This window comes from Saccharopolyspora oryzae, from assembly GCF_027853915.1.
GTDB lineage: Bacteria > Actinomycetota > Actinomycetes > Mycobacteriales > Pseudonocardiaceae > Saccharopolyspora > Saccharopolyspora oryzae.
In genome coordinates, this window is record NZ_JAQGLA010000011.1 from 44,972 (window position 1) to 63,128 (window position 18,157).

Genomic DNA, 18,157 nt, shown 5'->3' on the forward strand with positions numbered 1-18,157 from the left:
CGACCGGTAGCAGATCGACACCGGTTTTTCCGTTGCGGCGGAATGACCTTGGCCGCGCTGACCACGCCTTTCGGGCGACTTCGCAGGTGGGATTACTCACGTTGTGTAACGCCGATACGACCGATTCGCGCTGATCACCCGGGAGGCAAGGGGGCGTCCCAGCTGAGCAACGATCGGCGGTTTCGCCCTCGCGCGGTCGGTTCGCTGTGGAGAATGTCCTCCGTGCCCGCGAACGACAACGACATCCTCACCGGTGCCGGCCGGCTGATCGGCGACCGGTACCGCCTGGACCGCAAGCTCGGTGGCGGTGCGATGGGCACCGTGTGGGCCGGTACCGACGAACTCCTGCGCCGCCCGGTGGCGGTCAAGGAGGTCAAGCTGCCGCCGGGGATGCCCGACGAAGAGGCCGCCGAGATGCGCGAGCGCGCGCTCCGGGAGGCCCGGGCCATCGCCGTGCTCTCGCACCCCAACGTGGTGACCCTCTACGACGTCGCCCGCGAGCACGGCGAGCCGTTCGTGGTCATGGAACTCGTGCCGTCGCAGAGCCTCGCGGCGATCCTCGGCGAGCACGGCGAGCTCGACGACCACCAGATCGCGATGATCGCCGAAGGCTGCGCGGCCGGGCTGGACGCCGCGCACCGGGCAGGCATCGTGCACCGCGACGTCAAGCCGGGCAACGTGCTGATCGGCGACGACGGCCGGATCAAGGTCAGCGACTTCGGCATCTCCCGCAACATCGCCGAGCACACCATCACCAGCACCGGAATCCTGCTCGGCACCCCGGCGTACATCGCGCCCGAGGTCGCGGCGGGCGAGGGGGTCACCGCGTCGGCCGATCTGTGGGGACTGGGCGCGACGCTGTTCGCCGCTGCCGAGGGGCGCTCGCCCTACGACGTCGGCGACGACCCGCTGGCCACCGTGACCGAGGTGGTGCGCGGCCCCGTGCCGCGGGTGAGCCGCCCCGGTCCGATCGGCGAGATCATCACCGCGCTGATGGTCAAGGACCCGACGCGGCGGATGCCGCTGACCGAGGTGCGCCGCCGGGTGCAGCACCTGCTGCCGGAGCCGGGAGCGCGTCCGTTCGCGATGCTGCTGGACCCGGAAGCACCGACGGTGCGCGTCCGCACGCTGGTCCCGGCGACGCCGTCGAACCCGGTGGTTCCGCCTCCCCCGCAGACCAAGCACCCCACGCTCAACTCCCAGGCCGGGCAGCTGGCGAGAGATCCCGGGCTGCCGCCGTTCGAGCTGAAGGACCCGCCGCCGCCCCGCCGCTCGCCGTGGGCCGCGGTGGCGCTGACCGCGGCCGCCGTCGTGCTCTTCGCCGGTGCGGTGGGCGGTGGCTTCGCCGCCAGCCGGGTGATCATGGGTCGCGACGTCCTGCCGCACTCCGGCACCCCGCAGGGCGTGGCGACGGAAACCCACGTGGCCGACCAGATGGACCTGGTCGGGCGCGCCGACAACGCCAAGCACACCGCCGCGCCCAACGGCGGCGAGTTCAGCATCCTCACGCCCAACGCCCAGGGGTGGCGGCGGTTCCACAGCGAGCGCACCGACATCGCCAACAGCCTCGTGGTGTCGAACGTGTCCCCGGACGGACGCATCGAGATCGCCGTGCAGCGCTACGGCAACTACTTCAACTCGGGCTACACAGTCGACGACTACCTGAGCCAGCTACCGAAGACCGCGGGCGAAGGCGGCCAAGTCGCCGCGGAGCAACCGGTCGACAACAGCACGGGCAAGCGGCTGAGCTACACGACGACGGTGGCACCGACGCTCGGCACGCAGGGGGCCACGGCCGAGCGCTTCTCGCTCGCCGACCTGACGCGACGCGGCAACGACCTGTGGATCGTCCGGGTCACCGGCCCGGCCGGGACCTACGTGGAGAACCAGAAGATCCTCGACCAGATCTCCCCGAGCCTGCAGACCAGCAGCTCCTGACGCGGGAAAGCCCCGGACGATTCCCGGAGCAGCTACTAAGCTGCGCGGCTGTGACGTCTAGTACTGCTCCCGACCCGTCCGCCGCCGCTTCGGCCGCCGCCGCGAAGCTCGCCGAGGCCACCGGCGTCGACCGCCACGACCTGGTCGTCGTGCTCGGCTCCGGCTGGCAGCCCGCCGCTGAGGAGATCGGCGCTCCCGCCGCCGAGATCGGCATGGCCGAACTGCCGGGCTTCGCCGCGCCGGGCGCGATCGGGCACAGCGGCAAGATCAGGTCCGTGCCGGTGGGCGACAAGCGCGCGTTGGTGATGCTCGGCCGCACGCACCTCTACGAGGGCAAGGGCATCGACCCGGTGGCGCACGGCGTGCGCACCGCGATCGCCGCCGGTTGCCGCACGGTGGTGCTGACCAACGCGGCCGGTGGGCTGCGCGAGGGCATGCAGGTCGGGCAGCCGGTGCTGATCAGCGACCACATCAACATGACCGCGCGATCGCCGCTGGTCGGCGCGAACTTCGTGGACCTCACCGACCTGTACTCGCCGCGGCTGCGGGACCTGGCGCGCAGCATCGATCCGACGCTGGAGGAAGGCGTCTACGCGGGTCTGCCGGGTCCGCACTTCGAGACCCCGGCCGAGATCCGGATGCTGAGCACCCTCGGCGTCGACCTGGTCGGCATGTCGACGGTGCTGGAGGCGATCGCGGCGCGCGCCGAGGGCGCCGAGGTCTTCGGCCTGTCCCTGGTGACGAACCTGGCGGCGGGCCTGAGCGGCGAACCGCTGAACCACGAAGAGGTCCTGGAAGCGGGCCGCGCATCCGCGAGCCGCATGGGCAAGCTTCTTCGCTCCGTCGTCGAAGCGTCCTGATGTCGTGAGTGCGTAACAGTGTTCGAACACTGTTACGCACTCACGACCCCTTTGCTGGGCACACCTGGGTGTATCGGAGGCCGCGTGAGCGAATCGGTGGTTGGGTCCGGGACTGATGTGCGGGCGGCGGCTCGGCGGTGGATCGCCGAGGACGTCGACCCGCGCGCGCAAGCGGAGTTGCAGCAGCTGGTCGACGCCGATTCGCCGGAGCTCGCGGACCGGATGTCCGGGATGCCGCGGTTCGGCACCGCCGGTCTGCGCGCCGAGGTCCGCGCCGGGGCGAACGGCATGAACCGCGCGGTGGTCGTGCGCACCACCGCCGGGGTCGCCGAATGGCTGGCCCGGCACGGCTGCGGCGGTGGCGTCGTGGTCGTCGGCCGGGATGCCCGGCACGGGTCGGAGGACTTCGCCACCGATGCCGCCGGGGTGCTGGCAGCAGCGGGTTTCGACGTGCGGCTGCTGCCCGAACCGCTGCCGACGCCGGTGGTCGCGCACGCCGTGCGCGCGTTGGACGCGGTCGCCGGCATCCAGATCACCGCCTCGCACAACCCGCCGCAGGACAACGGGTACAAGCTGTACCTGCGCGGCGGCATCCACCTGGTGAACCCCACCGACGGCGAGATCGAGGCCGCGGTGGCCGCGACGCCGGCGGCGAATTCGGTGCCCCGGGCGCAGACCTGGACGATCCACGAGTCCGCGTTGGACGACTACCTGGACCGGGTCGCGACCTTGCCGCGCGGCAGTGCCCGCGGCCTGCGCATCGCGGCGACCGCGCTGCACGGTGTCGGCGCACGACCGCTCCGGGAAGCGTTGCGCCGCGCGGGTTTCGCGGACGTGCACCTCGTCGCGTCCCAGGCCGAACCGGATCCGGACTTCCCCACCGTCGGGTTCCCGAACCCCGAGGAGCCCGGGACGACGGACGCGCTGCTGGAGCTGGCCGCCGAGGTCGACGCGGACCTGGCGATCGCGCTGGACCCGGATGCCGACCGGTGCGCGCTGGGCGTGTTGGTGGACGGCACCTGGCGGATGCTCCGCGGCGACGAGACCGGCGTCCTGCTGGCCTGGCACATCTTGTCCACTTTGGATCGCACGGCGACGCCGGATCCGCTGGTGGCCACGACGATCGTGTCCGCGACCATGCTGCGCTCCATCGCCGCGGAGTTCGGCGTCCGCTACGACGAGACGCTGACCGGGTTCAAGTGGCTGGTGCGCGCCGGGGACGGCGCGGGGACAGGACTGGTCTACGCGTACGAGGAAGCGCTGGGCCACTGCGTCGACCCGGATTTCGTGCGCGACAAGGACGGCATCTCCACCGCGGTGCTGGCCAGCGACCTGGCCGCCACGCTGAAGGCCACCGGACGCAGCCTCCCGCAGCTGCTCGACGAGCTGTCCACCGCGCACGGCCTGCACCGGACCGGGCAGATCTCCGTCCGCGTCTCGGACCTGGACATGATCCCGCAGATCATGCAGCGCCTCCGCGAAACGCCGCCGACCCGGCTCGCTGAGACCACTGTGGACGTCCAGGACCTGCTGCCGGACACCGATGCCTTGATGATCACCGGCGCCGGAGGTCTGCGCGTGGTCATCCGGCCGTCCGGGACCGAACCGAAGCTCAAGTGCTACTTGCAGGTCGTCGAGCAGGTCGATGCGCTGCCCGCCGCCAAGCAGCGCGCCGCGGACCGGCTCGCCGCGCTGGAGCAGGCCGTTTCCGAACTCGTGCGAGGAGGCTGAATGCCCCGCCTGCTGATCGTGCACCACACGCCGTCGCCGGGCATGCAGGCGATGTTCGAGAAGGTCGTCGAGGGCGCGACGACCGACGAGATCGAGGGCGTCGAGGTGGTGCGCCGCGCGGCGCTGAGCGCCACCGCCTCCGACGTGCTCGAGGCGGACGGCTACCTGCTGGGCACCCCGGCGAACCTCGGCTACATCAGCGGCGCGCTCAAGCACTTCTTCGACACGATCTACTACCCGTGCCTGGACTCGACCGCGGGTCGCCCGTTCGGCTACTACGTGCACGGCAACGAGGGGGTCGAAGGCGCACAGCGCGCGATCCGCTCGATCACGACCGGACTCGCCTGGCAGCAGGTCGCCGAGCCGGTCACCGTGCTTGGCGCGCCCGAGAAGTCCGATTTGGCGGCCTGCTGGGAGCTCGGCGCCACCGTCGCCGCCGGGCTCATGGACTGATCGGCCCTCGTGAGCACTTCGGGGTGCTCTAACGCCCCGAAGTACTCACGACCCATGAGCAGCTTTCGCTTGCGGGACAGCAGAAGAACCCCAGTTGATCTTGGTCCGGGAGGGCCTTGTAACCTGATCGTGTCGTCGGGGCGCGCCCCTTGACGACAGGGGCGCCCTGGGCAAAGCCCGCCTTCCCTCATCAACGTGCGATGTTCGGGGCGCCCTCCCTCCTCGCACTCGGTAACCGGCCGAATCCCGCTCAACTGCCCCGTTCGGCCCACACCGGTGCATCCATGCAGGGACTCCGACAGCATTTGCATGGCCGGAGGGGTTACGCTGCGACAGTGAGTGAGGAAACGATCCGACTCGAACTCGACGATTCCGGCGTCTCGGTGGATCTTCCACAGCCCCCTGGTTCACACGATCAGGTTCAGGGCGTCCCCTACCGACCTGTCGAGTTCCGCGACAACGACCTACCGGCCGCTTTGGAGCGTTCCGCCAAGTGGCTACGCGAAGCCCAGGAATGGCTGGGTGAACCCGTCGACGTGATCGCAGTCCACCTGGATTACGACGACGGCGAAGGCGCCCCGTACTACAACCTGAAGTTGCTCTGCAACGAAGAGGACCTGGCGGGCGCGCCGATCGCAATGCGCAAGCTGCAAGGCGGCCCCGTCGGCTGACCACCACCCCAACCGAAGCACGAACTCGGTGGCCCGGCCGGAAATCCCGACCGGGCCACCGCTCGCCCGGCGAGCACCGGGGTTCTGGAGCGTTTCAGAAACCGCTCCCCCGGCGCGCACGCGGACTCAAGCCTTCGGCTTCGCCCAGGACTCCAGGAGAGCGGCGACATCGGGGAGCTCTCGCTGGTCCCGGCCGACCTCCCGGACCAGGTCCAGGGCCGCGTCGTCGCCGGCTTCCACCCACCAGCCGTTGAGATCGCACATCGCCACTGCGGCCACCCAGGCCAACCGCCAGTTGCCCTCGACCAGCGGTCGGGTGCGGACGATCGAGTCCAGCAGCGCGGCGGACTTCAACCACAACGTCTCGTAGGCGGGAACGCCGAACATCTCGGCGTGCGGGCGGTACGCCGCCGCGTCCAGCAGGCCGCCGTCCCGCACCATCAGGTCGCCGTCGGTCACCGCCGTGGCGAGCAGGAGCAGGTCCGACGTGTCGAGGTAAACGATCACGCCGTCAATGGTCGATCATGCGCTGCCGAGCTTGTCCAGCAAGCCCTGGTAGCGAGGCAGCACCCGCTGCACGACCTCGTCGAGCTGCTGCTCCTTCTGCTGCCGCGCCCAGCGCTCGGCCAGCGCACTGCGCACGACCTCCTGCTTGGACCGGCCTTCAGCCGCCGCCAGCTCGGCGAGCCGCTGGTTCTCTTCCTCGGTGAGGCGCAGGGTCATGGCCATGCGCTAGATGGTATCGCGCTGATACCACTCGTTGAAGGCGATAGTTTCTGGCAATGGCTAGACCGCGAGCGCACGACGACGCCCTGCGCACCCGGTTGCTGGACCGGGCGGGCGAGCTGCTGTCCGCGCACGGCCCCGAAGGGCTGGGCCTGCGACGGCTGGCCGCGGACGTCGACACCTCCACCACCGCGGTGTACTCGCTGTTCGGCGGCAAGCCCGGACTCGTCCGGGAGCTGTACGTGGAGGGCTTCCGGCGGCTCGGCGACCGGATGGAGCAGGTGCCGCGCACCGGCTCCCCGGTGGAGGACCTGTGCGCGCTCGGGCTGGCCTACCGGGAGAGCGCGCTGGCCAACCCGCACTTCTACTCGATCATGTTCGGCCGGGCGGTGCCCGACTTCGTCCCGGACGAGGAGGCCGCGGCCACCGCGCTGCGCAGCATGGGGCCGCTGCAGGAGACCGTCGCGCGGGGCATCGAGCAGGGCGAGCTCGTCGACACCGATCCTGACGAGATCACCTTCGCCGCCTGGTCGCTGGTGCACGGCCTGATCTCGCTGGAGCTGCTCGGATCCGCGGTGGCCGGGAACGCCAGCAGCGCCCGCTACGAACGGGCGCTGCGGAACGGGATGGCCGGCTGGATGCGCTGACCCCGGAGCGACGGGGGGTTCCTCCGGGGCCAGCGCGTCGTGTCCGATCTGGCGGGTCTCACCACACCGACCACGACAGCTCGCGGTGTCAGCCGAGCGCGTTGTGGATGGCGGTCATCAGCTCGCCCTCCGGGGTGTCACCGTCCATCGACCAGACCATCGCACCGCCGAGACCCTGCTGCTTCAGGTACTCGACCTTGCGGGTGATCTCGGTGGCGTCGTCGAACGTCCAGAACGTGGTGCCGTCGAAGAGCCAGGCGAATCCGGCCTTGTCGTCGCGGTGCAGGGTGAACTGGCCGGCCTTGGCCTTGAGCACCTTGTAGTCCTCGATGCCCGCCTCGTAGGTGGCCGGGGCGGGGCCGGTCGAGTTCTGGAACAGCCCGTTGTTCTCGTTGGTCACGCCCGTCCAGCCGCGCCCGTAGAACGGCACGCCGAGCACCATCTTGTCGGCGGGCGCCCCGGCATCGCGCCAGGCCTTGACGGTCTGGTCGATGCTCCACTTCTCCGGCGACGGGTCGCCGTCCGGGCTGAGGATCGCCGACTGGTGGTTGGTCGTCGGGTCGTAGGCGCCGTGCAGGTCGTAGCCCTGGATGGTGCCGAAGGTCAGCAGGTCGAAGACCTTGGGCACCTCGTAGCCCGCCTCGATCTTGGCCGGGTCGGCGGGCAGGAAGGCGCTGATGTCGTAGTTCTTGCCGAGCTCCTGGCCGGCGGCGTCGAGCTGCGTGCGCCACTCCTGCAGCAGCGCGGTGTAGTTCTGCTTGTCGGCCGGGTCGACGACGTTGCCGGGGCCGCCTTCGGACGCGGGCCACTCCCAGTCCAGGTCGACGCCGTCGAAGATCCCGGCGGCCACGCCCTCACCGCCCTGCGGCTCGCCGATCTGCGGCAGGTTGCCGCGGAACCACATGTCGATGCAGGACTTCACGTGCGCGGCGCGCGATTCGGGGGTCGCCGCCGCGGCGTGGAAGTTCTTCGACCAGGTCCAGCCGCCGAAGGAGATGTAGACCTTGAGGTTCGGGTACTTCTCCTTGAGCTGCTTGAGCTGGTTGAGGTTGCCCGCCAGCGGCTGGTCGTAGGCGTCGGCCTGGCCGTTGACGCTCTGCTCAGCGGTGAAGCGGCGCTGGTAGTCGGCCCAGGCGTCGCCCTCGCCCGCCTGGTTGACCTGGAAGCACTGGCCGGAGGCGTCGAGGTTGCCGAAGGCGTAGTTGAGGTGGGTCAGCTGGCCTGCGGCGCCGGAGGTGTCGAGGTTCTTGACGAAGTAGTTGCGGTCGTAGATCGACCACTGGGTGAAGTAGCCGACCTTGCGGGCGGCGGCCTGCGGTTGGGGGTCGGCGGGGGTGTCGGTGGCACCGGCCGGGGAGGCCAGGACCGGCAGTCCCAGCGCGAGGACCGCGGCGAGCAGCACCGGGAGCCGGAACGGGAACCGTCGTCTTCGACTGGACATGGCGACTCCTGCTTCATCGGGGGGATCGCTCCATGTGTGGTATAGACCATATTCCGATCAGGTCTAGACCAGCCATCGCCCGTCCAGCCGAACCCGCTTGCTCCCCGAAAAGCGCCCTTCACCGTTCACACCGCCGCGTGCTGCGCCCAGAAATGCGAAAGGATCCCGATTTCGGGGAAATCGGGATCCTGCTGCGGTGGAAATGTGGGAACGGGTCAGACCGCGCCGTACTCGCGGTCCCCCGCATCGCCGAGGCCCGGGACGATGTAGCCCGACTCGTTCAAGCGCTCGTCGACGCTCGCGGTCACGATGCGCACCGGAAGACCGGAGTCCTCCAGCTTCCGGACGCCTTCCGGGGCCGCCAGGGTGCAGATCGCCGTGACGTCGGTGGCGCCGCGCTCGACCAGGATCCGGATCGTGTGGACCATCGAGCCGCCGGTGGCCAGCATCGGGTCGAGCACCAGCACCGGACGGCCGGACAGGTCGGCGGGCAGCGACTCCAGGTACGGCGTCGGCTGCAGGGTGGTCTCATCGCGCGCCAGGCCGACGAAGCCCATCTGCGCCTCCGGGATCAGCCGGTGCGCCTGGTCGGCCATGCCCAGCCCAGCCCGCAGCACCGGCACCAGCAACGGCGGGTTCGCCAGCCGGTAGCCGTCGGTGCGCGCCACCGGCGTGTGGATCGGCTCCACCGCCACCTCGGCATTCCGCGTCGCCTCGTAGATGAGCATCAGGGTGAGCTCTTGCAACGCGGCGCGGAACGCGGCGCTGTTGGTGCGCGCGTCACGCATGGTGGACAGCCTTGCCTTCGCCAGGGGGTGGTCCACGACCCGAACATCCATGACCGACAACAGTAACGGCCACCCACCGCATCCACGTCGCAGCTGCTCGACAACGTGTCGCCGATCGCAACCACCCGCTGCGCAAAGTCAAGCACCGATCACCAGGCGCCACACCTCCGCCGTCCCGAGGTCCGCAGTTTCAATTGAAACTGCGGACCCCACCCACGGCGGATCACAGTTTCAATTGAAACTGCAGACCCACCCGGACACGGCACCGGCGTGTCAGACACCGACACACCGGGCTTGTGGACAGGTCGTCCGGGTTGTGGAGAACTTCCGCAATTTCCATGGAAATCGGAGGTCTGATTTCCATTGAAATTGCGTTGATCTTGGTCAGCGGGGGGTGGTGGCGAGGCCCCGGACCAGGAGGTCGAGGCCGAATTCGAAGCGGTCTTCGTCGGTGCCGTCCATCAGGACCGGGAGGAGGGCCGTGATCGTCGGGAAGCGCTCCGGCGGGAGCTGGGCGAAGTACTGGCCGACCTGGGCGAAGCGCTCGTCGCGTTCGGCGTCGGTGAGGCCGAAGTCCGCGGTGCGCTCCATCGCCACCGCCGTGCCGTAGAGGGCGAGGATGTCCACGGCGAAGGCCACCGTGCGGTCCGGCATCCCGGCCGAGCGCAGGACCGCCATCATCGTTTCGCTGACGACCAGCGCGTTCGGACCGGTCGGCGCTGGCGTGCGCATGACGACCTGGGCGATGCCGGGGTGGGCGCTGAGCACCGCGACCTGCTGGCGGATCAGCTCCTTGATCTGCTCCTGCCACTTCTCCGGGTCGGGTTCCGGCAACGCGATCTCGCCGATGACCAGGTCGAGCATCAGCTCGTGCAGCTCGTCCTTGTTGCGGACGTAGGCGTACAGAGAGGCCGCGCCGGTGCCGAGCCGCTGCGCGACCTTGCGCATGCTGACCGCGTCGAGCCCTTCGGTGTCGAGCAGGTCGAGCGCGGTGCGCACGATCAGCTCCAGGCTCAACGGCTGCTTCACCGGCCGCTCGCGCACAACGCGCTGCCGCCAGGGCGGGACGGGCACGGACATCGGTCTCCACTTCTCCGGTCGCTGCTACGAACACCGTACTTGACGCGAACACCGTTCGAGCGTAGAACAGCGTTCGTCACACGAACACTGTTCGCGAAGAGGGGTCACCGAGATGTCCGAACGCACTCCCGTCCTGATCGTCGGCGCCGGCTTGGCCGGTCTGTCGACCGCCGTCTTCCTCGGCCTGCACGGCACTCCGTCGCTGGTGGTCGAGCGCCACCCGACGACCTCCACCCAGCCGAAAGCACGAGGCCAGCAGCACCACGTGATGGAGGCGTTGAACTACGCGGGCCTGGCCGATGCCATGGTCGGAGCATCGCCGCGGGACACGGGGTTCCAACTGCGAATAGCGGAAAGCGCGAGCGGCCCGGTGTTCCGCGAGATCTTGCACGACACGTTCATCCCGCTCGACGAGCTGACGCCCTGCCGCTCAGCGGATGCCAGCCAGGCCAGCGCGGAGCGCATCCTCGCCGAGCGCGCCCGCGAACTGGGCGCCGAGATCCGCTTCTCCACCGCGCTGGAGTCGTTCGAGCAGGACGAATCCGGGGTGCGCGCAGTGCTCTCCGACGCCGGCGGAACCCACGCGGTGCACGCGGACTACCTCGTCGCCGCCGATGGCCACCGCAGCCCGATCCGCGAGCGGCTCGGCATCGGCACGCATGGCCGCGGCGCCCTGTGGCACTCGGTCCTCTGGCTGATCCGCGCCGACCTGGCGCCCGTCGTGGGTGACCGCCAGGTCCTGTACAACCTGCAGAACCCGCAGCTGTCCGGAGGCATGGGCTTCCTGGTCAGCACCGACCGGCCGGACGAGTTCGTGGCCGGGGTCGGCTACGACCCGCAGCGCGAAGACCTGGCCGATTTCCCGGAAGAGCGCGCGCTGGACCAGATCCGGATGGTCATCGGCAAGCCCGACGTGGAGCTGGAGATCCTCAACGCCGACACCACGACCGCCGGCATGCACGTCGCGGACCGGTTCTCCAGCGGCCGGGTGCACTTGGTCGGCGATGCCGCCCACACCATGCCGCCGCAGGGCGGGATGGGCGGCAACACTGCGGTGATGGACGGCTTCTACCTGGCGTGGAAGCTCGCCGCCGTGCTCCGCGGCGAAGCCGGTCCGGGCCTGCTGGACAGCCACGACGTCGAACGGCGCCCGGTGGGCGAGCTGATCGCGAAGAACCAGTACATGAACGCCATCGTGCGCAGCATGCCGCACCTGATGCGGCCGGACGACACCCCGCCGATCGAGGACGCCGCCGTGCTGATGTTCGGCTACCGCCACAACAGCGCGGTCGTCGCGGAACCCGGCGACGAGGGCGAACTCCTGGAGGAGCCGCGCAATCCGACCGGCCGACCGGGCTCGCGAGCTCCGCACGTCCGACTGTCCACACCGGACGGAGAGCGGTCCACGATCGACCTGTTCGGCCGGGAGTTCGTCCTGCTGACCGAATCCGAGACCTGGGCCGAGTCGGCCGAGAAGCTGGCCGAGGACCTCGGAATCCGCCTGCGCGCGCAACTGCTCGGCGGCGAGGTGACCGGCGACTGGACCGGCAAGTACGGCGTCACCGCCGACGGAGCCGTCCTGGTCCGCCCGGACCGCTTCATCGCCTGGCGCGCCAAGGGCGCCGGCTCGGCCGCCGATCTGGAGAACGCCCTCCGCGCGGTCCTCGACCGCTGAGAACAGGGTGCGCGGTTCCAGCTGGAACCGCGCACCCGCACCATCAGCTCGCGGCCAGTTCGCCGAGCAGCTTCCAGGTCCGGCGCTCGTCCTCGGCCGAACCGATCGAGGTCTGGACGTAGATGAGCTCGGTCGCGCCCGCCTCGAAGTACTCGGCGACCTGCTTCGCGATCATCTCCTCGTCCCCGATCGCGACGAGGTCGACGGGGTTGTCGATCCCTTCGCGATCCAGCGCCGCGCGGTAGGACGGGATGTTCCCGTAGGGAGCGATGAGTTCCTCGGCGCGAGCTCGGGCACCTGCGACGTCGGCGGTCACCACGCCGGGGACGATCACGGCGATCCTGGGGTCCGGCCGCCCGGCGGCTTCGGCGTAGCGGCGCAGGGTCGGGACGGTGTACTCGGCCAGCGTCCGCGGCCCAGACAGGATCGGCAGCGCACCGTCGGCGAGTTCGGCGGCCGCGCGCAGGGTCAGATCACCGGCCGCCGCCACCAGCACCGGCACCCGCGGCCGGGCTCCGAGCACGCTCGCGGGCATCGCCGTTCTGGCGACCAGCGTGTCCCCGACCAGGTCCACCGACCCCGATTCGAACAGGTCGCGCAGCGCCGCCAGGAATTCGCGGAGGTGCCGGACCCTCGGGTGCGGGATAATCCCGTAGGCGTGCTCGACGAACGACTTGATCGACATCCCGACGCCGAGGGTGAAGCGGCCGTGGCCGGCGGCCTGCGCCGTTTGGGCCTGCATCGAGAGGGCTATCGGATGCCGCGGGTAGATCGGCACCACCGCGGTGCCGACGTCGATGCCGGGGACCTCCCTCGCGGCGAGGGCGGCCACCGTGGTCGCGTCGAAGTCGAACCGCTGGGTGAACCAGGCTGCGTGCAGCCCGGCGTCGGCGAGCTCTTCCACCTGGCCGATCAGGGCGTCCACGGAGTTCGCTTCGCTGGAGACCCCGGTGGTCTCGCTGTGCAGTGCAACGCCGATGCGCATGAAGTGCTCCCATCATTCGCGGAGCACAAAGCTTAACCGAGTTAAAAAATTTACCAAGTAATCATCCGTGCTAGCCTCGGTGACGTGGCAGAACGAGTCGGTCTCCGGGAGCGGAAGAAGCAGCGAACCCGGGCCGCGATCGCGGACGCGGCGATCGCGATGTTCCTCGAATCCGGCTTCGACGAGGTCTCCTGCGCTGACGTCGCCGCGCGGGCCGAGGTGTCGAAACCGACCCTGTTCAAGTACTTCCCGGCGAAGGAAGACCTGGTGCTGCACCGCATCGCCGACCACGAGGGCGAAGCGGCGGCGGCGGTCCGGGAACGGGCCGCGGGCGAAGATCCGCTCGCCGCGCTGCGGCGGCACCACCTGGCAGCGCTCGCCGCGCGCGATCCGATCACCGGCCTGAACGACAGTCCGGAAGTCCGGGGCCTGCACCAGTTGATCGAGAGCACGCCCGCCCTGTCTGCCCGCATGCTCGGTTTCGCCGAACGCCGCGCCGAAGCGCTGGCGGACGCGCTGGTCGAAGCAGGTGCGCCGGCGGGAATCGCGACTCGCATCGCGGCGCACCAAGTGGTGACGGCACAGCGCGTGCTCGCGGAGGAGAACGTCCGCCAGCTCTCGAGCGGCCGCTCCCCCGACGAGCTCTACCCCGAGGCCGTCGCCGCCGCCGAGTGCGCCTTCGACATGCTGCGCACCGGCCTCGACGGGATCTGCGGCGACCTCCGGGCGGAAGGTGCAGGGCGCCTTCCGCCGAAATGATCAGCGCCCTGCACCTGAGCAGGTCGTCACGGGTGGAGGACGACCTTGGTGTAGCCCTCGATCCGCTGGTCGAACTTGCGGTAGGCGTCCGGGGCGTCGGAGAGGGACAGCTCGTGGGAGACCACGAAGCTCGGCTTGGCCCTACCCGCGATGATCATGTCGCGCAGCTGCCGGTTGTAGCGCTTGACGTTGCACTGACCGGTGCCGATGACCTGGCCCTTCTCGAACATCCGGCCGACCGAGACCAGCAGCATGCCCTTCTTCGCCTCGTCCGTCGGACCGCCGGGGTCGGAGGGCACGTACAGGCCCGGCACGCCCAGCCGCCCGGTCGGGCGGACCGTGTCGATCAGCGAGTTCAGCACCACGGCCGGTTCTTCCTTCTCGCCGGAGCCGACCTGCGCCTGGTAGCCGACCGCGTCGACACCCTTGTCCGTGCCCTCCCCGTCGGTCTGATCCTTGATCATCTGGACCGGGTCGCCCTTCGAGAAGTCGATCGGGATGGCGCCCATCTCCTCGGCCTTGGCCAGCCGCTCCGGAACGCGGTCGACGCTGAACACCCGCGCGGCCCCGCGCAGCAGCGCCGAGTAGGCGGCCATCAGCCCGACCGGCCCGGCCCCGTACACCACGACGCTCTCGCCCGGCGCGACCTGCGCGAGCTCGCAGCCGTGGTAGCCGGTGGGGAAGATGTCGGCGAGCAGCACGAAGTCGGCCTCGTGGCTGCCGTCGGCGGGCAGCTTCAAGCAGTTGAAGTCGGCGAAGGGAACCCGCAGGTACTCGGCCTGCCCACCGGTGTAGGGACCCATCGCGACGTAGCCGTAGGCCCCGCCGGCGAAACCGGGGTTCACGGTCAGGCAGAACCCGGTGTTGCCGGCCATGCAGTTCTTGCAGAACCCGCAGGCGACGTTGAACGGCATCACCACGCGGTCACCGCGGTTCAGGCTCGTCACCCCGGAGCCGAGCTCCTCGATGATGCCCATGTTCTCGTGCCCGAACACGATGCCCGGCTCGGCGGCCGTGCGGCCCTCGTACATGTGCAGGTCGGAGCCGCAGATGGCGGTCGAGGTGACCCGCACGATCACGTCGTTGGGGTGCTGGATCGATGGCCGGTCCACTTCGTCGACGGCCACCGAGAACGGCTCCTGGTACACGACTGCCTTCATGGCAGACCACCTCCGGGTGAAGACGCGCGTTTCCCCCTGTCCGTGCCGCCTCGGGACTACCCCGTACCGGGCCAAACAAGACACGGATGGCGGTCACCCGAACGAGGGCACTCGAAAATCGGCCACCCGGCGGCGTCGACCAGATCCACACCGCGCGAGGAATCGACGCACAGCTGCCGCTCGGCCATTCGGGGGCCAACGCTGGTGTTTCGCCGCAGCGGACGGTCAGGATGGGGGTCCGCCGCCGACGGACTGAAGGGAGTCGTTGTGCGGCGTCGTTCTTTTCTTCGGGCTGCCGTGATCGGTGGCGGGGTTGCCGCTTTCACCGGTGGGTTGTGGACCGGGGCCGCTGTGGGCGGGCCGGTCCGGCGGGTTGCCGAAAGTCCCTACGGGCCGCTGCTGGGCGCCGATGACAACGGGATCGAGCTGCCGGAAGGCTTCACCAGCCGGGTCATCGCGCACTCCTCCGACAAGGTCGCGGGCACCGACTACACCTGGCACGACGCACCCGACGGCGGGGCGTGCTTCGTCGACGGGGACGGCTGGATCTACGTGTCGAACTCCGAGGTCGAGCCCGGCGGCGGGGTCGGGGCGATCAAGTTCGACGCCGGCGGCAACGTCGTCGACGCCTACCGGATCCTCGAGGACACCCGGCGGAACTGCTCGGGCGGCGCAACTCCTTGGAACACCTGGCTCTCCTGCGAGGAGGTCAGCTACGGGTACGTCTTCGAGACCGACCCGTGGGGGCGCAACGAGGCCGTTCGGCGGGATGCGATGGGCAGCTTCAACCACGAGGCTGCGGCGTGCGACCCGGTGCGCAAGGTCATCTACCTGACCGAGGACGAGCCCGACGGCTGCTTCTACCGGTTCCGGCCCAACAACTGGGGCGACCTGGGCGCGGGCGGACTGCTGGAACTCCTCGTCGCCGGGGACGAGACCTCGGGCAAGGCCAGCTGGGTGGAGGTGCCGAACCCGACGCCGTCCGAGGGCGACACCCCGACGCGCGAGCAGGTCGACGGCGCGAAGCACTTCGACGGCGGCGAGGGCTGCTACTACGCCGCCGACCGGTGCTGGTTCACCACGACCGGCGACACCCGCGTGTGGCAGTTCAACGTCGCCGACGACACCTTCGGGCTCGCCTACGACGGCGGCGGGGACCTGGGCGCCGTCGACAACATGACCGGCAGCTCGTTCGGCGACCTCTACGTCGCCGAGGACGGCGACAACATGGAGATCTGCATCATCACGCCGGACGACGTGGTGGCGCCGATGCTTCGGGTGAACGGGCACGACTCGTCCGGGCTCACCGGGCCGGCGTTCAACCCGGCAGGCGACCGGATGTACTTCTCCTCGCAGTACGGCCCTTCGGGCGAGTTCTCCGACGGCTACACCTACGAGATCAGCGGACCGTTCCGGAAATAGCGGCCGTGCGAGTGCTTTTCGGTCCTGCTGCGCCGAAAAGCACTCGCGGTCCCGGTGATCGCCCGGCCACGGCCCACCTTGCTCCGCCTGATACCGGTCAGGCGCTGGCTCGTGAGTACTTTGGGGCGTCCTGGCACCCCAAAGTACTCACGTGACCTGACCAGGGAAAACCTGGCCCAGGTGGAGATCGACCGGGCACTGAGGATGCTCGTCGACGTTCCACCGCAGCCGATGTCGACCCACGTACTCGACGACCTGCTCCTGCGGCCACTGCACTTCTTCCGGCCGCAGCTCGTGATCCGCAATTTCCGTCGAAACCGCAGTTTCAATTGAAACTGCGGGAAGCACCGGCCCTGGAGGACGGGACTGAGGCCGGCAAGTGTGCTCTCAGCGACACGAAAGACCGCGCCGGCGGGACCCTCCGCTCAGCCGGGCTCAGTGGGCCGGGGTCTTGGCTGCTGTTCGGCGATGTGGCTGAGGTTGCGCCACAGGAGCGTGTAGCGCCAGAAGAGGCGGCGGCGGAGCACTGATCCTGGGAGGGTTTTCGCTGCTGCTGCGCGGATTTCCGACAGGGTGTCCGTCGGGTCTTTGACCGGCATGCCCTTGTCGTGGGGTTTGCCCGCGCGCCCCCGCGCGGCCTTGTAGGCGCCGACCGCTGCGTTCGCCGGGAGCGTCAGCGCGTCCAGGGCGAAGTCCGCCCGGGTCGCCTTCCGGTAGTGGCCGACGACGGCGAGGACCCCACCTGGCCGCACCAGCTCGGACAGCCTGGTCAGCACCAGGTCCAAAGGCATGTGGTGGACGCTCGAAATGGCCGTCACCGCGTCGTACCCGGACGGATCGAGCTCCAGCTCGGGATCGAGCAGGTCACCGCACAACCACCGGACGTTCATCGCAGTCGATGCGCTGCTGGCGTGCTCGATCATCTCGGCCGAGCGGTCCACCGCGTCGACGTGCTCCGCCCGCTCCGCGAGCTGCCGGACCAGCGCACCGGTTCCGCATCCGACGTCGAGGACCTTCGCGCTCCGCGGTGGCAACTGCCGCAGCAACCACGGGTGGTAGTGCGCGTTGTGGTCCCACAGCAGCGCTTTCGGTAGCTGGATCACCTGGACCTCCGAGCCCCAGCGAACCCCGGTGCGGTACCGGGGTCGTGAGTGCGGATGGTGGTAAGAACGCGGTTACGCACTCACGACCCGTTCTACCAGGATCAGCTTCAGCCGAGGGCGTCGAGCGGGACGGGGAAGACGCGAACCCGTTGAACGCGCCTTCCCGCTCCGCGCTCGCCCGCGTCAGTCCGCGGCGTAGAGGTCGGGGTTGTCGGAGAGCGCGGCCACCATCGCGGCGCGCGATCCCACGCCGAGCTTGGTGAAAATCCGTCGCATGTGGGCGGAAACCGTGTAGAGGCTGATGTCCAGGACGGCGGCGATGGCTCGGTTGGTGTAGCCCAGACCGACCATCCGCGCGATCTCCCGCTCCCGCGGGCTGAGCAGTTCGTCGACCTTCGGCGCAACCGGCACCAGGAGGCAGCGCACGCCGAGATCGGTGATGTCCAGCAGCGGTTTTCGCACGCCCCGGTTCGGTCCGGCGATCTCGCCGACGCGGCGCACCAGCGCCCGCACCAGGTGTTGGACCAGTTCGTCGGAGTGCAGGTCAGGACTGCGCCGGGTCGGCTCCGGCAGTTCGCGTCCGACGTGCGGAATCGGCGTTGCAGTCGCGTCTTTCGTCAATGCAACCGGCCTCCCCAGAACCAGTTCGGGCGGCGGGTCGCGCCGCCTCGGAGTGGCCCCGCGCCCCCACGCCGGGCCGATGCGGCGTCCACCGCGC

General features: G+C 69.7%; 19 protein-coding genes. 10 read left to right on the forward strand and 9 right to left on the reverse strand.

Annotated elements, in window-relative coordinates; translation table 11 throughout:
• Positions 1 to 222: 222 nt before the first annotated feature.
• The 5 genes from OU415_RS10090 (at position 223) to OU415_RS10110 (ending at position 5,653) form a co-directional block, all read left to right on the forward strand.
• Positions 223 to 1,938 (forward strand): serine/threonine-protein kinase, encoded by a 1,716-nt coding sequence (locus OU415_RS10090; protein ID WP_408641829.1) that lies wholly within the window; start codon positions 223 to 225, stop codon positions 1,936 to 1,938.
• Between the two features lie 50 nt (positions 1,939 to 1,988).
• A complete protein-coding gene (locus OU415_RS10095; protein WP_270948364.1) occupies positions 1,989 to 2,798 on the forward strand; it encodes a purine-nucleoside phosphorylase in 810 nt (269 codons plus the stop codon).
• Positions 2,799 to 2,882: 84 nt separating this feature from the next.
• Positions 2,883 to 4,529 (forward strand): phospho-sugar mutase, encoded by a 1,647-nt coding sequence (locus OU415_RS10100; RefSeq protein WP_270948365.1) that lies wholly within the window; start codon positions 2,883 to 2,885, stop codon positions 4,527 to 4,529.
• Positions 4,530 to 4,982 carry a flavodoxin family protein gene (locus OU415_RS10105; RefSeq protein ID WP_270948366.1) on the forward strand — a complete coding sequence of 151 codons (453 nt, stop codon included), beginning with the start codon at positions 4,530 to 4,532 and terminating at the stop codon, positions 4,980 to 4,982.
• A 335-nt stretch (positions 4,983 to 5,317) separates the two neighbouring features.
• The gene (locus OU415_RS10110; protein WP_270948367.1) at positions 5,318 to 5,653 is read left to right on the forward strand and encodes a hypothetical protein; all 336 of its coding nucleotides are present in this window, start codon (positions 5,318 to 5,320) and stop codon (positions 5,651 to 5,653) included.
• Between the two features lie 126 nt (positions 5,654 to 5,779).
• On the opposite strand, the gene OU415_RS10115 is transcribed toward OU415_RS10110, so the two are convergent.
• A complete protein-coding gene (locus tag OU415_RS10115; RefSeq protein ID WP_270948368.1) occupies positions 5,780 to 6,160 on the reverse strand; it encodes a type II toxin-antitoxin system death-on-curing family toxin in 381 nt (126 codons plus the stop codon).
• Positions 6,161 to 6,175: 15 nt separating this feature from the next.
• A complete protein-coding gene (locus OU415_RS10120) occupies positions 6,176 to 6,382 on the reverse strand; it encodes a type II toxin-antitoxin system VapB family antitoxin (protein ID WP_270948369.1) in 207 nt (68 codons plus the stop codon).
• 53 nt (positions 6,383 to 6,435) lie between these two features.
• On the opposite strand from OU415_RS10120, the gene OU415_RS10125 reads away from it, so the two are divergent.
• Positions 6,436 to 7,026: a TetR/AcrR family transcriptional regulator gene (locus OU415_RS10125; RefSeq protein ID WP_270948370.1), complete on the forward strand. Its 591-nt coding sequence runs from the start codon at positions 6,436 to 6,438 to the stop codon at positions 7,024 to 7,026.
• Positions 7,027 to 7,114: 88 nt separating this feature from the next.
• On the opposite strand, the gene OU415_RS10130 is transcribed toward OU415_RS10125, so the two are convergent.
• The 3 genes from OU415_RS10130 to OU415_RS10140 form a co-directional block, all read right to left on the reverse strand.
• A complete protein-coding gene (locus OU415_RS10130; protein WP_270948371.1) occupies positions 7,115 to 8,467 on the reverse strand; it encodes a glycoside hydrolase family 18 protein in 1,353 nt (450 codons plus the stop codon).
• A 215-nt stretch (positions 8,468 to 8,682) separates the two neighbouring features.
• A complete protein-coding gene (gene upp / locus OU415_RS10135; protein ID WP_270948372.1) occupies positions 8,683 to 9,306 on the reverse strand; it encodes a uracil phosphoribosyltransferase in 624 nt (207 codons plus the stop codon).
• 333 nt (positions 9,307 to 9,639) lie between these two features.
• Positions 9,640 to 10,335, reverse strand: a complete 696-nt coding sequence (locus tag OU415_RS10140) for a TetR/AcrR family transcriptional regulator (protein ID WP_270948373.1) — start codon at positions 10,333 to 10,335, stop codon at positions 9,640 to 9,642.
• 112 nt (positions 10,336 to 10,447) lie between these two features.
• On the opposite strand from OU415_RS10140, the gene OU415_RS10145 reads away from it, so the two are divergent.
• A complete protein-coding gene (locus OU415_RS10145) occupies positions 10,448 to 12,010 on the forward strand; it encodes an FAD-dependent monooxygenase (protein WP_270948374.1) in 1,563 nt (520 codons plus the stop codon).
• Positions 12,011 to 12,053: 43 nt separating this feature from the next.
• On the opposite strand, the gene OU415_RS10150 is transcribed toward OU415_RS10145, so the two are convergent.
• Entirely contained in the window at positions 12,054 to 12,995 is a 942-nt protein-coding gene (locus OU415_RS10150) for a TIGR03564 family F420-dependent LLM class oxidoreductase (protein ID WP_270948375.1), read from the reverse strand.
• A gap of 84 nt (positions 12,996 to 13,079) precedes the next feature.
• On the opposite strand from OU415_RS10150, the gene OU415_RS10155 reads away from it, so the two are divergent.
• Positions 13,080 to 13,754 (forward strand): TetR/AcrR family transcriptional regulator, encoded by a 675-nt coding sequence (locus tag OU415_RS10155; protein WP_270948376.1) that lies wholly within the window; start codon positions 13,080 to 13,082, stop codon positions 13,752 to 13,754.
• A 26-nt stretch (positions 13,755 to 13,780) separates the two neighbouring features.
• On the opposite strand, the gene OU415_RS10160 is transcribed toward OU415_RS10155, so the two are convergent.
• A complete protein-coding gene (locus OU415_RS10160) occupies positions 13,781 to 14,914 on the reverse strand; it encodes a glutathione-independent formaldehyde dehydrogenase (protein ID WP_270948377.1) in 1,134 nt (377 codons plus the stop codon).
• A 267-nt stretch (positions 14,915 to 15,181) separates the two neighbouring features.
• On the opposite strand from OU415_RS10160, the gene OU415_RS10165 reads away from it, so the two are divergent.
• Together OU415_RS10165 and OU415_RS10170 are read left to right on the forward strand one after the other, a co-directional pair.
• Positions 15,182 to 16,336, forward strand: coding sequence for an alkaline phosphatase PhoX (locus OU415_RS10165; RefSeq protein ID WP_270948378.1), 1,155 nt, complete (start codon positions 15,182 to 15,184; stop codon positions 16,334 to 16,336).
• Positions 16,337 to 16,516: 180 nt separating this feature from the next.
• On the forward strand, positions 16,517 to 16,669 hold the full coding sequence (locus OU415_RS10170) for a hypothetical protein (RefSeq protein WP_270948379.1): 153 nt from the start codon (positions 16,517 to 16,519) through the stop codon (positions 16,667 to 16,669).
• 92 nt (positions 16,670 to 16,761) lie between these two features.
• Here OU415_RS10170 and OU415_RS10175 read toward each other — a convergent pair whose 3' ends face one another.
• The gene (locus tag OU415_RS10175) at positions 16,762 to 17,439 is read right to left on the reverse strand and encodes a class I SAM-dependent methyltransferase (protein ID WP_270948380.1); all 678 of its coding nucleotides are present in this window, start codon (positions 17,437 to 17,439) and stop codon (positions 16,762 to 16,764) included.
• 183 nt (positions 17,440 to 17,622) lie between these two features.
• Positions 17,623 to 18,060, reverse strand: a complete 438-nt coding sequence (locus OU415_RS10180; protein WP_270948381.1) for a helix-turn-helix transcriptional regulator — start codon at positions 18,058 to 18,060, stop codon at positions 17,623 to 17,625.
• Positions 18,061 to 18,157 lie beyond the last annotated feature (97 nt).

Coding starts and splice junctions, on each gene's coding strand:
- OU415_RS10160 (WP_270948377.1), bottom strand. CDS start 14,914: ATGAAGGCAGTCGTGTACCAGGAGCCGTTCTCGGTGGCCGTCGACGAA.
- OU415_RS10105 (WP_270948366.1), top strand. CDS start 4,530: ATGCCCCGCCTGCTGATCGTGCACCACACGCCGTCGCCGGGCATGCAG.
- OU415_RS10150 (WP_270948375.1), bottom strand. CDS start 12,995: ATGCGCATCGGCGTTGCACTGCACAGCGAGACCACCGGGGTCTCCAGC.
- OU415_RS10140 (WP_270948373.1), bottom strand. CDS start 10,335: ATGTCCGTGCCCGTCCCGCCCTGGCGGCAGCGCGTTGTGCGCGAGCGG.
- upp (WP_270948372.1), bottom strand. CDS start 9,306: ATGGATGTTCGGGTCGTGGACCACCCCCTGGCGAAGGCAAGGCTGTCC.
- OU415_RS10145 (WP_270948374.1), top strand. CDS start 10,448: ATGTCCGAACGCACTCCCGTCCTGATCGTCGGCGCCGGCTTGGCCGGT.
- OU415_RS10130 (WP_270948371.1), bottom strand. CDS start 8,467: ATGTCCAGTCGAAGACGACGGTTCCCGTTCCGGCTCCCGGTGCTGCTC.
- OU415_RS10125 (WP_270948370.1), top strand. CDS start 6,436: ATGGCTAGACCGCGAGCGCACGACGACGCCCTGCGCACCCGGTTGCTG.
- OU415_RS10120 (WP_270948369.1), bottom strand. CDS start 6,382: ATGGCCATGACCCTGCGCCTCACCGAGGAAGAGAACCAGCGGCTCGCC.